The 14,148-nt window shown below is 60.4% G+C and carries 15 protein-coding genes; 4 read left to right on the forward strand and 11 right to left on the reverse strand.

Annotated features, from left to right (window positions below; all coding sequences use genetic code 11):
- The 6 genes from VFI82_09865 to VFI82_09890 all read right to left on the reverse strand — a co-directional run.
- On the reverse strand, positions 1-234 hold a 234-nt coding region (locus VFI82_09865; GenBank protein ID HET7184982.1), incomplete at its 3' end, for a hypothetical protein.
- 69 nt (positions 235-303) lie between these two features.
- Positions 304-1,521 carry a type II secretion system F family protein gene (locus tag VFI82_09870; GenBank protein HET7184983.1) on the reverse strand — a complete coding sequence of 406 codons (1,218 nt, stop codon included), beginning with the start codon at positions 1,519-1,521 and terminating at the stop codon, positions 304-306.
- 102 nt (positions 1,522-1,623) lie between these two features.
- Positions 1,624-2,280, reverse strand: a complete 657-nt coding sequence (lolA, locus tag VFI82_09875; protein HET7184984.1) for an outer membrane lipoprotein chaperone LolA — start codon at positions 2,278-2,280, stop codon at positions 1,624-1,626.
- Between the two features lie 59 nt (positions 2,281-2,339).
- Positions 2,340-3,200, reverse strand: coding sequence for a hypothetical protein (locus VFI82_09880; GenBank protein ID HET7184985.1), 861 nt, complete (start codon positions 3,198-3,200; stop codon positions 2,340-2,342).
- A gap of 121 nt (positions 3,201-3,321) precedes the next feature.
- A complete protein-coding gene (locus VFI82_09885) occupies positions 3,322-4,098 on the reverse strand; it encodes an ABC transporter permease subunit (GenBank protein ID HET7184986.1) in 777 nt (258 codons plus the stop codon).
- Complete coding sequence (locus tag VFI82_09890) at positions 4,095-5,033, reverse strand: ABC transporter ATP-binding protein (protein ID HET7184987.1); 939 nt, start codon at positions 5,031-5,033, stop codon at positions 4,095-4,097. Before VFI82_09890 ends, VFI82_09885 begins: the two co-directional genes overlap by 4 nt.
- Positions 5,034-5,167: 134 nt before the next feature.
- On the opposite strand from VFI82_09890, the gene VFI82_09895 reads away from it, so the two are divergent.
- A complete protein-coding gene (locus tag VFI82_09895) occupies positions 5,168-6,961 on the forward strand; it encodes a tetratricopeptide repeat protein (protein HET7184988.1) in 1,794 nt (597 codons plus the stop codon).
- A 64-nt stretch (positions 6,962-7,025) separates the two neighbouring features.
- Here VFI82_09895 and VFI82_09900 read toward each other — a convergent pair whose 3' ends face one another.
- From VFI82_09900 to VFI82_09910, 3 genes are all read right to left on the reverse strand, one after another.
- Entirely contained in the window at positions 7,026-7,568 is a 543-nt protein-coding gene (locus VFI82_09900) for an arginine decarboxylase, pyruvoyl-dependent (protein ID HET7184989.1), read from the reverse strand.
- Positions 7,569-7,802: 234 nt separating this feature from the next.
- The gene (locus tag VFI82_09905) at positions 7,803-8,132 is read right to left on the reverse strand and encodes a hypothetical protein (protein HET7184990.1); all 330 of its coding nucleotides are present in this window, start codon (positions 8,130-8,132) and stop codon (positions 7,803-7,805) included.
- 65 nt (positions 8,133-8,197) lie between these two features.
- Entirely contained in the window at positions 8,198-9,097 is a 900-nt protein-coding gene (locus tag VFI82_09910; GenBank protein ID HET7184991.1) for a LysR family transcriptional regulator, read from the reverse strand.
- 194 nt (positions 9,098-9,291) lie between these two features.
- Between VFI82_09910 and VFI82_09915 the strand changes: the two genes are divergently transcribed.
- Together VFI82_09915 and glnA are read left to right on the forward strand one after the other, a co-directional pair.
- Entirely contained in the window at positions 9,292-9,816 is a 525-nt protein-coding gene (locus VFI82_09915; protein HET7184992.1) for a GNAT family N-acetyltransferase, read from the forward strand.
- Between the two features lie 342 nt (positions 9,817-10,158).
- Entirely contained in the window at positions 10,159-11,571 is a 1,413-nt protein-coding gene (gene glnA, locus VFI82_09920; GenBank protein HET7184993.1) for a type I glutamate--ammonia ligase, read from the forward strand.
- Between the two features lie 213 nt (positions 11,572-11,784).
- On the opposite strand, the gene VFI82_09925 is transcribed toward glnA, so the two are convergent.
- Positions 11,785-12,249, reverse strand: a complete 465-nt coding sequence (locus VFI82_09925) for a hypothetical protein (protein ID HET7184994.1) — start codon at positions 12,247-12,249, stop codon at positions 11,785-11,787.
- A 214-nt stretch (positions 12,250-12,463) separates the two neighbouring features.
- Between VFI82_09925 and VFI82_09930 the strand changes: the two genes are divergently transcribed.
- On the forward strand, positions 12,464-13,030 hold the full coding sequence (locus tag VFI82_09930) for a sigma-70 family RNA polymerase sigma factor (GenBank protein HET7184995.1): 567 nt from the start codon (positions 12,464-12,466) through the stop codon (positions 13,028-13,030).
- A 1-nt stretch (position 13,031) separates the two neighbouring features.
- Here the strand turns inward: VFI82_09930 and VFI82_09935 are convergent, their stop codons facing one another.
- A complete protein-coding gene (locus tag VFI82_09935) occupies positions 13,032-13,838 on the reverse strand; it encodes a hypothetical protein (protein HET7184996.1) in 807 nt (268 codons plus the stop codon).
- Between the last annotated feature and the right edge of the window lie 310 nt (positions 13,839-14,148).

The following is a 14,148-nucleotide window of genomic DNA, read 5'->3' on the forward strand; positions in this document are numbered from 1 at the left end:
GGCGAGAGAACCGTCGGGCAGCTCTTCCAGCGGCACGAAATTGAAGCGGAACATCAGCTCCACCGGCACCTTGCGCATCAGCTCGTGCTGAATGTGATGATTGCGCAAATCCAGAAACTCGCAGCGGTAACGCCGGGCGAGATCGCGCGCGCGCTCTTCTTCTTCCGCCGGGGTTCCCACGGCAGCACCGTTGCCTCCGCCGCCGACGAATATCGGTTTGTTCTCAGTAGCCATGAAGCGTCGCTTGTATCCTTACTCGATCAGCAGGCCTCCCTAAGAATGCGACAGCGGCGTCGACTTGCATCATCGCACGCCCCCGGCGCCGAGGGTAAAAATAGGCAGGTAAAGGGAAATCAGCACGAAGGCAACAATGATGCCCATCACGATCAAAATGGCGGGCTCAATCAGCGACATGGCGGCGGTGAGCGCCGTCTGCACGTCTTCCTCATAAAATTCGGCCACCGATGTCAGCATGGCCGGCAAGGCGCCGGTGGACTCTCCGACCTCGATCATTTCGACGGCGAGTTCGGGAATGGTGCGCGTCTCTTCCAGGCTCTTCGACAGCGAGGCACCCTCGCGGACGCGCCCGGCGGCGCTAGCAATGCTTTTTGCGACCATCTTGCTTTGCATGGACGCGGCCGCGGTTTCCAGCGCCGGCACCAGGGGAAGGCCGCCCGTCAGCAGGGTAGACAACATGCGGGACAATACGGCGACCTGATACTTGAGAGAAATTTCGCCCAGCACCGGGATGCGGCTTCGAAGATGCTCGAGGTACAGGCCGCCTGATTCTGAATTCTTCCACCGCCACAGCACCGCGGCGACCAGCAACAATACGCCCAGCACCGGAAGCGCGTAGTGCTGCGCGTTCACGCCGATGGCAAGCATCACTTGCGTAATCGGGGGGATCGCGTCCGCGCGACCGATGGCGGCGTACAGCGTCGCAAACTGCGGGATAACGTAGGTGACCAGGAACCCGATCATGACAACGACCATGATCGCCAGCAGAGCCGGGTAGACTAAGGACGCGATCAGCTTCTTGCGAAATGCAATGCCGAGCCGCTGGAAGGCGATGTAGCGGGTGAGCACCTCTTCCAGGTTGCCGCTTTTTTCGCCGGCCAGCAATGTCGTGGTGTAAATGCGCTGGAAAGCGCCTTGGGCGGCGAAGGCGTCGGAGAGCAGCTCGCCGGCCTTGACGCGGTCGCGCACATTTTCCAGTATGGAACGAAAATAGAGATTCCGCTGGCGTCGGATGAGCAGGTCGAGAGCGGTCAGGATGGGCAGTCCGGCGTGAATCAGCGTGACAAACTGCTGATTGAAAACCACGAACTGCTCCATCTTGATCTTGCGGCGACGGGGAAGCCGGAGCTGGCCGCCGGACAAAATGCTGCGTGGCTTGACCCAATAGACCAGAAAACCCTGCTGGGCAAAGCGGTCGCGCACCTCGCCGGAGGAGGCTCCCATCTCCATTTGTTCCAGCACGTGGCCGCGCTCGTCGGCCATTCTTATGACAAATTCAGCCATTCGAGATTGGTCAATTCTACTGCTCAGAAGGGGGAGTTAGTTAGTTACCAGTGTAGCACTGCTACTCAGGATTAAGGAGGCGCCATGAAGCCGTCCGAGTGCCTATTGCGAGACTTCGGTTGCCTCCACCGTCTCGACGCCCGGGGGCGGCACGAAGCGGAAGCGGCTGTCCAACAGAGCGATATTCTGCTTCTGATTGAAGAGGCGGAACTGGGTTGTGGAGCCGTCCGCCTCGTCGATGGTGATGGAACGAATCTCTGAATCGGGCGTGATTTCGAGCAGCACCTGGGTAACGCGGTCCTCCATTCCCTTGGGCAATCCACGCAAGACTACGTCCCCGGCATCGAGCGGCTTGGCATCGGGCGCCAGCGAGAGCCCGGAAAATTCCTTTTCCAGCTTGGTCTTGCCGAGCAGGTAACGGATGGGCGAGCGGAGATCGTCCAGCTTTTTCACCGACGCCTTGCGCACCTGCTGGTCTCCGGGCACGTAGAACCAGGCCGTCTTGCCGTCGGAGATGAACAGCTTGGGGCGGGGCTCGCGGTAGTCCCAGCGCATTTTGCCCGGACGTTTCAGCCACAGGGTCCCGGATTCATTGCGCGCCATGCCGGCGCCGCGATAGGTTTCCGTGAACTGTGCTTCCAGCGAATGCATGTTGTTATAACGGCGGTCCACGCTCTCGGCAATCTTGTGAGCATCATTTTGTGCCGTGGCAACGGCGCTGAGTAGCAGGCCAAGCAAAAGGTAGGACAGCGAGCGCATGGTTTCTTAGATCAATGACGGTCAAAAACGACGCTACGGTAATCTTCCAGTGGTAAATCTCAGGCCTGTTTTTCCACCGCCAGCATTCCAGGCTGCCTTCCCGGAGGCAGACCCTGCTTGATGAACGGCAGGGCATCGGGATCGGCGACCTCGACGCGTCCTTCCGGCATGAGCTTGTAGGAATGGCCGACCGGATCGACGGGAATGCGGCGCAGCAGGCCGGCGGTGATGAGCTCGGACCAGGAAGCCGGCAGGCGACCGCTACGGCGCTTGTATTCGGAGACAATTGCTTCCAGCCGCGGAACGTCTTCATCTACCTTGAGCGCGATGAGGTGCTTGGCGGCATTGGCCTGGATCATTTTGTCTTCGCTGGTTTCCAGGGTCGTGGTCCAAAGCATGCGCGCCATCTGGATTTCGCCCGCGTGCTGCGCCATGGAGGCGGCGAGCACATTGAGGAAGGGATGCGCACTCGGAACCTGCGAGCCACGCTCGAAGGCGCGCGCGGCGGCGCCGGGGTCGTGCAGTTCCATGTACTCGAGGAATCCGAGTTCGTAGTAGAGCTGCCAATCGTTGGGATTGGCGCGAATGCCCCGTTCTACCAGTTCGACTGCCTTGTCGGGTTGACCAGCACCCTCGGGCGGCTTCTGCGCCAGAAAAGTGGAGCCGAAGCGGTAGGCCACAATCAGGTGCGGGTCGAGTTCGGTGGTGATATCGAGCAGCGGCCCCAGCAGTCGATAGTCTTTGGCGCGGGCCCGATGCCTGGCGCCGAAGTACTGCACAGCCCGGGTCCAGTAGATATCGGCCACCAGGCCGCTGTAGCCGAGGCTCATGCGCTTCAGGATTTTCGGCGACGGAATATATAGCACCTCTTCCAGAGTAGCGCCGGCGCGGAGACGATCAATTCGGCGAAGCAGAAGCACAGCGCCGCCCATAGACACCACGAGCACGGCTGACAGGACGACCGTAACTGTAGTGCGGTGCTTCAATTTTGTTCTGTCGCGGTGCTGCAATCGCCAGACGTGCCAGTCATCGACCGCCCTCTCATTTCAAGTTTCTGCGCTCAAAAATCAGGGCCGCCGCCGCGATCGCCGCTCCCGCATAGAGCAGCGCGTAACCGGTGTTGTAGGCCACCAGGACGCGCGATACCGGCTCGCCATGCGCGACCGACGAGATTACGTTGAGCGCTGAAAAATTTGGCACCAGGTAGGCCGCGGCGGTAGCGATCCATCCGGCCGGACCATGGGTAAAGGCGGCAAAGGCCCGCAAATCTTCGGCAAAGGTCCCGATGATGAATAAGGCGAAAGCAAACACCGCCGACAGCAACGGCGAAGAAAACGAAGAGAACAGCAGCGCCAGCGCGGTAACGATCACGAACTGAAGAACGATGAAGTAGAGCGCCAGCAGCAGAGAGGCATCGCTGCGCTGGAAATGGTGCACCAGATACAGGAGTGCGGCGAAAAAACCGACTGCCATGAAAAACGTATTCACCACCAGGGTGCTGACCAGGCCGAGGAACTTGCCGAGGATGAATTCCCAGCGCCGCACCGGGCGCGCCAGCACGGTGTACAGGGTGCGCTTTTCGATTTCCTTGGAGACCAGGCCAATGCCGATAAAGATGGCGATCACGATGCCGAAGATGGAGACTGCCGTCAGCCCGAGATTGACGAGCACGATGCGCTCGATGCCGATCGAGATCTGGCCGACCAGCAGAGCCGAGGCGACTAGCAGCAGCGCGAACAAGATCAGGTTGTATAAAACCCGGTCGCGCACGGCTTCGCGGAAGGTGTTGAAAGAGATGGCGACGACGCGGTTGATCATGGCGCCACCTCGGCAGGGGCAGGCTCGTTCAGTTTCTCCAGGAAATAGTCTTCCAGAGAGGCGCGCAAAGGTGTAACAGAAATCAATCGCCCACGGGCGCGGCGGATGGCGTCAATCGCGGCATCGAGCTGCTCCTGCGGCAGCAAGGCGCGGGTGGTTTCGCCGGTGGAGTGGCACTCGCAGCAAAGCGATTGCAGCGCGTTCAGCGCGGAGCGGCCATCCCATATCACTTCCACCTTGCCGCTGAACCTTGCGAGGAGGTCTTGTACGACGCCGACTCCGCGCAGCTCGCCCTTGTGCAGCACCGCCACGCGATCGCACAAGGCCTCCGCATCGGAGAGGATGTGGGTGGAGAAGAATACGGTCTTGCCTTCGTCCTTGAACGACTGGATCAGGTCGCGGACCTCGCGGCGGCCGACCGGGTCGAGCCCCGACATGGGCTCGTCGAGAAAGATCAGCTTGGGATCATGAATAATCGCCTGCGCGATGCCGACGCGCTGCAGCATGCCCTTGGAAAATTTGCGCAACTGCATGCGCCCGGTTTCGGGAAGTCCGACGCGGGAGAGCACGGCGGGAATGCGGCGGCGGCGCTCGCGCGCGCTCACTCCGGAGAGTTGCGCGTAGTAATCGAGCAGTTCGCCGGCGGTCAGGTAATCGTAGAAATAAGGCTGCTCGGGAAGGAAGCCGATCTGCGCCTTCACCTGCGGATCGCGCCAGTCGGCGCCCTCGATCTTAGCCGAGCCGCCGGTTGGAAAAATCAGGCCCATGAGGAGCTTGAGGGTCGTGGTTTTGCCGGCGCCGTTGGGACCGAGATAGCCGAAAACCTCGCCTTCCTGCACGCTGATGGTGAGCGGCTTGAGCGCGACCTTGGGACGCTTTCGCCAGAAACCGGCGAGATAAATCTTTTCCAGCGCGAAGGTCTCGATGGCTGCCATGGTAGCTCGAATCACGCCAATTATATTTTGCGGCGCCAGTGGCGAACAGGTAGCAGGTGTGGGTCAGGAGAAAGGATTTCCAAGGTAAGATAGCGCCACACCAGCCAGCGAAACCAGGTGCGCCAGGAGGAAGATTGCTGCCAGCGGGCGCGGGAACATCACGAAGACAGGAGCCGGTAACGCAAGCGCCAAGAGTTGTCGGCCCGCACCACGGTCCTGACGCCGCGCGCGTGCTGATGGCGCTGGCACTGGCGTTGACGGCGTTGTCCTACGTCAACACGCTGCGCTTCCAGTTTGTCTACGATGACCTGCCGCAGATCCTCAACAACCCACGCATCCATTTCTGGCGGCACGCGCCCCGGCTGTTCGGGGAGCATGTCTGGAGTCAACTGGCGGGGCGCGCAGGGAATTACTATCGACCGCTCTTCGAGCTTTGGCTGTTGCTCAACTACAGCCTGTTCGGAGCGAATCCCGCCTGGTGGCACGCCACCACCGTTGCCGTGCACCTGGCGGTGACAATCATGGTTTACGTGCTGGCGCGTCGCGTCACCGGCGATCGCCTGGCGGCAGCGATTGCGACCGTCCTCTTCGGACTGCATCCCACCCACATCGAGACGGTGGCGTGGATCTCAGGAGTCACCGAGCCGCTGCTTGCCGTGTTTGTGATCGGCAGTGTCTTGAGCTACGCGCGCTGGCGTGACGGCGGCAGCCACGCGCAATGGTGGAGGGCGGCATCGGTAGCCGCATACGCTCTGGCGATGCTGTGCAAGGAAACCGGCATCGTGGTGCCGATTATTCTGCTGGCCTACGATCGCTACGTTTCCCGCCGCGGGCCGCAGCGTGAACCATTGGTATCGCTGGCGGCTCGATACGCTCCCTATGGCGCCACGGCACTGGCCTACCTGGGTGTACGGCATCATGTTTTGCGGGGTTTGGGATATCCGGAAGCGAAGCCCTGGCTCGACGTCGCGCTGACCCTGCCATCCTTCCTCTTGTTCTATGTTCGGGAGCTGATCTGGCCCGTGGGTCTATCGGTGTTCCGGGACGTGCCGCTGGTGCACTCGCCGGGACTGTCGAACTTCGTGCTGCCACTGGTTGGCGTGGTGGCCGCCGTGAGCGCGCTGGCCTGGGCGTCGAGACGTTGGCAGGTGGCGGCTTTCGCCTCGGTTTGGCTGGCGGCTCTCATGATTCCGCCGATCGCCGGCATTTATGTTTTTAACGCCGACGACCTGGTGCACGACCGCTACCTGTACCTGCCATCGATTGGACTCGCAATGGTGGTGGCGTTGGCGATTCGGAAGATCAAGTCGGAGGGCAGGGAACTGCTCGGCGCGCCGGCCGCGCCAATGGCGGTAACGCTCGCGCTGGCATGTGCGCTTGCGGCGGGAACGGCGCTGCAGAACACGGTTTGGGCGAATGATTTGATCCTGTATGCGCATGCCGTCAAGGCAGCACCGAAAAATGTACTGGCCATCGATCACCTGGCGAACGAGCTTTATAAGCGCGGGCGCGTGGATATGGCGCTGCAGCGATACCAGGAAGCCTTGCGATTAAAGCCGGGCATCTGGGAAACCCACTTCGCGGTGGGAATCACACTGTACGAGGTCGGGCAATTCGCGGCCGCACAGAAAGAGCTGGAGACGGCAATCCTGCTGCTGCCCAGCAATGCCGACCAGTATTACTACCTCGGGCTTTGCCACTTGCAGCAAGGCCAATACGCGAGGGCGGAGCAATCTTTCCGCATGGCGATCGCGATTTTCGGAGCCAAACCAGGTTTTCATTACGCGTTGGCGATCTCGCTGGAGAAGCAAGGCAAATTGGAACAGGCGCGCGACGAACTGCGAGCGGAATGGCGCATCAATCCGAATCCGCAGGTGAAGATAGCACTGGAAGCGCTGGAAAAGCCGGCGACTCCGCCGCGACCGTAAGTTTTTTCGAGCGGCAAAACGGAGGCGCGCGCCGGCGCGCACCGAGGCAAGGTGCCTGCACCGGTCAAAAGATAAAGATGGCAGCGGAGATGACGGTGGTCCACTTGCCGTTTTTGTCGCCCACGGCTGACTGCGTGACATTCATGGTGCGGACAATTTTGTTCGAAAGGCGGTAGACCTCTTTCTTCTCGTCCCAGGATTTGTCCGGGTCAAACTCGACGTCCAGGGTGGTAGCGAGCATTTCGGCGGCGAGTTCTTCGGCGTAGTCACCGGCCTGGTCGTCGGTCTCTCCGAAAGAATGGTGCTCGCTCAGATAGCCGTAAGTGGAGCGATCAGCTGGGATGGCGAGCCCGATACTGGACGCCAGCAGCCGGTGCGGCTCATGCGTGGAGTTTTCCGCGACCACCGCGAAGACAACCTCCCCGTGATTGAGGTGGCGAAGACCGAGGGCGCGAGGGATGACCTTGCACTGCGGCGGAAAGATAGAAGAGACGCGCACCAGATTTTGCGACGCGATGCCCGCGTCGCGCAGCGCCAGCTCAAACGATGTCAGACGTTCCTTGTGCTTGCCAACGCCCTTAGTGAGGAAGATCCGGCGCGGGACCATGTCTTTTCCCAATTCGCTTGCCTCCACCTAATTTCGAATGGTTGGAAAAATAACACGCTGCCGCGGAAGCAGTGCAGAGAAAATGCAATCAGGCAAAAAAAATTTGCTGAACATGCAGGGGGCGAAGTGCGCTGCCGCCCGCATTCAGACCAGGCAGCGGTAGCTCGTCGTGGCAGTTCGGCCAATGCCGCCGAGCTCCTGACTGCCGGCTACCAGCTACGATGAAGTTGGCTGCTATTTCTTGGCGGCGGTAATCGAGGTCGCCTGGATGGTGTCGCCGGAGACCGTGCCGCTGACCGTGGCCGGCTGACCGGCAAACTTGTCGATCGCGGCCTTGTCGCCTTTGAGGACATAGACCTTGCCGCCGACCACCAGGGCATAATCGGTGCCCGCCTTCACGCACGCGCGGACGCATTCCGAGTCGGGCGTGCCCGGCATCATGCTGTGCTTGGCGCCGCACATGGTGTCGCTGACAGTCCCGGTCAGGGTCTGGACCTTATCGGCTGCAAATACGGCCAGAGAAAGAAGAAGCAGGGCGGCGCAGGTGCGAACGGCGATCTTCATAGATTCGTAATCTCCTGCTGATGTGAGCTTGCGACCCTAGTATAAGTTACACCGTGCACGGCGTCCTAAAAGTTGGCGGTCTTAGCGGTCTTGAGTTTGACGGCAATGTCGATAAAGGCGAGGGCGGCGCGCGAGAGGGCTTTATCCTTGCGGAAGACGAGCGCCAGATCGCGGCGGATGGTGGCGTCGGAGATGGCCAAGGCAGCCAGGACGCCCGCCCGTACATCTTCCAGGACGTTGGAGCGGGCGATAAAACCGATTCCGACATCGACGGCTACGAAGCGCTTAAGTAGCTCGCTGGAATCAAGTTCCATGGAAATATTCATCTTTAACTTGCGCTCGTGAAAGAGCTGCTCGATGGCGTCGCGGGTGTGACCGGCCTCGGGAACCAATAAGGGGTAGTTGGCGGCCTCGGCCAGCGAGGCGGCCTTCGCCTTGGACAGGGGATGACGTGGAGGCGTAATGATGACCAGTTCGTCGCGGTGAATGGGCACAACGGTAAGCCGGTTGTCGTTCACGGGAAGCGAGACGACGCCGAAATCCACGGAATTATCCAGCACGCTGCCCAGGATGCCCGCCGATTCCAGGCGATTGATATTGACCGAGACGCCCGCGTATTGCTTTTTGAACTCGGCGAAGACTTCAGGAAGGACATGCAGGCAGGTGCCTTCGTTGGCTCCGACCACGATTTCGCCGCGCGGCACGCGCTCCATTTCCGCCATGGCGGTGATGACGCCGCGGCGCGACTGCAGAGCATCTTCGGCATATTTTTGGAAAACCTTACCGGCTCCGGTGAGGGAAACCTTGCCGCCGGAGCGGTCGAGCAACCGGGCGCCGATTTCGTCCTCGAGGGCGCGGATCTGGGCGGAGATCGCCGGCTGCGTACGGAAGCGTTTCTCCGCGGCGCGGGAGAAACTGGAGAGCCGGGCGACTTCGAGGAAGGTCTCGAGTTGGTCAAAATCCATTGGCTTTTGGCTCGGAGCCTTCAGTATCTAGCGGGGACCCATGACGACCATAACAAATTTTATCTGCCTCATAAGAACTATCGATGTTCCGCCGTGACGGCGCGGGTCTATGCTGAACTGTTTTGGGACTCGCCGAAATTGTACGGGGGCAGCGGGAAAGATCAACGATCAATGGCGAGCGCGGAGAGGAAGCGATGAATGCATCGAAGCAAGCCCGGGCGCCGGTCGTCGTAGTTGCCATGGTGGCGAGCGATTGGCCGGACGTGTCGGCTGTTTACCTGGAGGGAATCCGAACCGGGAACGCGACGTTTGAGACCCTGGCGCCGACCTGGGAACAGTGGGACCGCACCCACCTGCCGGCCGGGCGGTTGGTGGCGCGCAACGGGCGAAGCATTGCCGGATGGTCGGCGCTGAGCCGGGTATCGCAGCGCTCCTGCTATGCCGGCGTGGCCGAGATGAGCGTGTACGTGGCGACATGGGCGCGCGGGCAGGGAGTGGGCGATGCACTGATGAAGGCGGCGATCGTGGCTTCCGAGGCCGCGGGCATTTGGACAGTGCAAGGCACCATTTTCCCGGAGAACAAGGCCAGTCTGAAATTGTGCGAGGCGAACGGCTTTCGTGTGGTAGGACATCGCGAGAAGATCGGCAAGCGCGACGGCAAGTGGCGTGACACCGTGCTGGTGGAGCGGAGGAGCAAGGTAGTGGGCAGGGAAGCGTGAGGCTGCCGGACCGCCGGAAAGCACGCACTAAAATTTCTTGTGCGTATTTCAACCCGAGGAACCGGCGGAATTAATTCCACCGCCACACTCCGTCCGCTGGCCTGATTTAGGGCCCGGTTTTCCACAATGGTCCCGTCCCGCGCCCGGATATAAGCGGAGCTTATCGGCCCGATAAAAAGTATCAATTTCCCGGGTTCGCAGCCCGACATTTATGCTTCAATAGTGCCGCTGTAGTCCCAACCGGATAGCAGCAGCCGCCCAGCAACTACTTTCCGAAAATAAACCGAGGAGCCGCGCCGGCGGCGCGGAGACTTATGCGCCGAGCCGGCGCAAGGAGCAGATATGGCCGATCCGAAAACCGTCCTGCAGTTCACCAAGGAGAATGGGGCGAAACTGCTGGACCTGCGCTTCACCGACTTGCCCGGGCTTTGGCATCACGTTTCCTATCCCATCGATCAGTTCAGCGAGTCCTCCTTCGAGGAGGGCTTCGGGATGGATGGGTCATCGATCCGCGGTTGGGCCGCCATCCACGAGAGCGACATGCTGCTGATGCCGGATCCGAAGTGGTACATGATGGACCCGTTCACCGAGGTGCCCACGCTGGTGATGATCGCCGACGTGCAGGACCCGGTGACCAAGCAGCGCTACGACAAGGATCCGCGCTACATCGCCAAGAAAGCGGAGATGTACCTGGCCTCCACCGGCCTGGCCGATACCTGCTACATGGGCGCCGAGGCCGAGTTTTTCATCTTCGATAACGTCCGCTTCGACCAGCGCGAGCAGCACGGTTTCTATTTCATCGACGCCGAGGAGGGGCGCTGGAATTCCGGGCGCAAAGAGAACAACCTGGGATATCGCCCGCGTTACAAGGAAGGCTATTTCCCGGTCCCGCCTACCGATCATTATCAGGACCTGCGCAGCGAGATGACGATGATGATGCAGAACTGCGGTCTGACCGTGGAATGCCATCATCACGAGGTCGCGACCGGCGGGCAGACGGAAATCGATTTGAAGTTTGACGCGCTGGTCCTCTCCGCCGACCACATGATGCTCTACAAGTACATCGTGCGGAACGTGGCCAACCAGTACGGCAAGACCGTGACCTTTATGCCCAAGCCGCTGTTCCAGGACAACGGCAGCGGCATGCACACCCACCAGTCGCTGTGGAAGGGCGGCAAGCCGCTGTTCGCCGGCGACGGCTACGCGGGATTGTCACAGATGGCGCTGTGGTACATCGGCGGGCTGATCAAGCACGGACCCGCGCTGGCGGCAATCATCGCGCCCACCACCAATTCGTACAAGCGCCTGGTGCCGGGCTTCGAGGCGCCGGTCAACCTGGCCTACTCGCGGCGCAACCGCTCCGCGGCATGCCGTATCCCGATGTATTCGGCGTCGCCGAAGGCCAAGCGCATCGAGTTCCGCCCGCCGGATCCGAGCTGCAACCCGTACATGGCGTTCGCGGCGATGATGATGGCCGGGTTGGACGGAATCGAGAACAAGATCGATCCCGGACAGCCGCTGGACAAGGACATCTACGATCTGGGGCCGGAGGAACTGGCGAAGGTGCCGTCCATGCCGGGATCGCTGGAAGATGCGCTCGATGCCTTGGAGCGCGATCACCAGTTCCTGCTCAAGGGCGATGTCTTTACCGAGGGATTGCTGGACACCTACATCGGTTACAAGCGCGACAAGGAGGTAAACGCGGTGCGGCTGCGCCCGCATCCGTACGAGTTCGCCCTCTACTACGACATCTAGAGATAAGTCAGGACCAAGGAATGTTCGGGGGCTCCGCCAAAGCGGACGCCCCTTTTTTTCTGACTTGTTGAATTGCGGTGGCCAGAAGCGATCCACAGTGGCGCCGGCAGAGAACTCCGCGTACCGAACATGTGGCGCAAATCGTACGCATGGCAGCCAGAGACCAGGAGAAGGCGCAAGCCCTTCCCCTGGCTACCAGGGCACGCTCTGGCACTACCGTGAGATTCGTTTCACCACACCTGCCAGAACATTCGAACTATCGGTTTGTATCATGTGAATCTGCGCCCCCCCGGGTACGACGAAGATGTCAAAGTGAGGTCCTTGGGGATTGAAGGCGAGGGTACCGGTGCAATCTTCCTTGAGGCTGTAGCCGCCGGTTGTCTGGTGAAAACTCCCCCCTGCAATATTTCCGCCGATGCTTGCCGTCCCCACGCTGGTCAATGTGCCGTCACCATTGAAGGTCAGGAATTCAACAACTGCCTTCGGTGTCCAGCCGGTTTGCAAATTGATGTGCCCGGACGCGTTGAAAATGTACGTGCCACGTAACGTTTCCAAGCTGCATTGGGATTCGTGATCCTCGCTGGCAAAGGCCGGTTGGGCAGCCATCATTCCCGCGACAAGTACAACGCTGATCACCATCCAGGCGGCGACAGAGTTCAAAATTTTTCGTGGTGTCATTTTTCTCTCCTCTTGTGGCTGGCGTCACGACAGGACTCCGTGCTGATTGCAGCAAGCCTGTTCTTGCCCCACACTGTCTATAAGCGGAAATCAAGGGCAAAAACATCAATCGTCCTAAAGAAAACGTGCGCAGCCCCTAGTCGCCGGAGCAGCTTGGATTTATGCTAATTCCGCTGGTCATCGGTCCCGACGCTCACTCATCCCGGCGTTTCCAATGGCTGACGCAGAGGACGACATTACGGGGCTGCTGCGCGCTTGGCGCAGTGGGGATGAACACGCCCTCGAGAAGTTGACTCCGCAGGTCTACCGCGAACTTCATCGCGCCGCCAAGCGTTGCATGAGTGACGAACGGCAAGGGCACATTCTGCAAACCACCGCGCTGATCAACGAGCTCTACCTGCGGCTCTCTGAGATGAAGGGGCTGGAATGGCAGAACCGCGCCCATTTCTTCGCTCTTTGCGCGCGGCAGATGCGGCGCATTCTAACCGACGAGGCTCGCGCCCGCCAAGCACATAAGCGGGGCGGCGGAACGGAGCAACTCTCGCTCGACGCGGTCGCCATCGTGTCACCTGAGAAGCATGCTGAAGTACTGGCCGTGGATGGCGCTCTCGAGGCGCTCGCGAGAGTGGATGCACGCAAGAGCCAGGTGGTCGAGTTGCGTTTCTTTGGGGGCTTAAGTGTGGAGGAAACGGCCGAAGTCCTGAAAGTTTCTCCGGAAACGGTCACCCGCGATTGGCGGCTGGCGAAAGCCTGGCTTTTGCGCGAACTGGCAAACACTTAAGTTAATGACGCTTGGCGCCCGGATGCCACTCGAACGGGAGACTGACGCCCAGGGAAAAGGCGCGTCCAGCGTGGGTGTCGGTGCCGTTCACGTAAGCGATATAGGACGCGAACAGGTCGACGCGTGATAGCGAATATGAAACACCCGTTCCGGCATGGAAGTAGTTGGCGCGCCGGAGGCGGTCGGACTGCACGAGACGCTCCGGCGTATTGATCTCGCCGGGCGGAAGGAGCGCCGAACCCGGTGCGCCGAGTCGCAGGCCCCCGTGCACGCGCTGCCATGTTAGCAACGCGCGGACGTACAGCTTTTTCGTCATGACCAAACCTGGCTCGAGGCTGATGTTGCTGCGGTTGTTCGGAATGTCGAGCACCTTGTCGACGATCGTGTAGGAGTAGCGTCCCTGCACGGAAAGTCGGCGCGAAATCAGGTCGAGCCGCTTGCCCGCATCAACAGCGATGGCTGCCTCCTTCAGGTTTTTCCCCACGACGGCCTCGCCGCGAAACGCATAATCGTGGGTCGGCACACCCAAGGAGACGGATGGAGTCACCGAATAGGATCGTCTGCCGCCGCCCAGTACGTTGTAGCGCGCCGTGAAGCCGAAGTCTTGCCATTCGCTGTTCCAGCATCGGCACTTGTCGCCCGGCAGAAACGGAAAAATCGGCGGCGGTGGGTCCTTGCTGGAGTATCTCGAAAAGACATAGGCTACTCCGAAGGCGGCGGAGAAACGGTCCGTAAAGGCGTACTCGGTTTCGACGTAGACCGACGCGTTCTGGCTGGCGGCAGCGGGCCGAAGAGACCCATCAGTCAAGAAATGCCCAGTGTTGCTGATCCACTGGAATTGAGTACTTACGGCACCCACTCCCGCGGGCGGAACCCATGCTTGGCCCGCCGCCGACGGAGCCAGCGTTTGCTACTTGACACCCGTTAAGACTGAGCGCAGAATCCTCGGATATCAAACGGCTCCTAAATCTTCCTAGAGGAGTCACTCCCATGAAAAGCGTAAGGGTTGTTGGGCTGGCGCTAGTCGCCAGTGCATTGCTTTCTGCTTCGCTGATGGTGGCACAGCAAATGTCGCAAGGCCCCCCCGTCGAGATGAAAGGCGTGAAGGCGCAGAAGAA

Source organism: Terriglobales bacterium, assembly GCA_035691485.1.
GTDB lineage: Bacteria > Acidobacteriota > Terriglobia > Terriglobales > Acidobacteriaceae > JAIQGF01.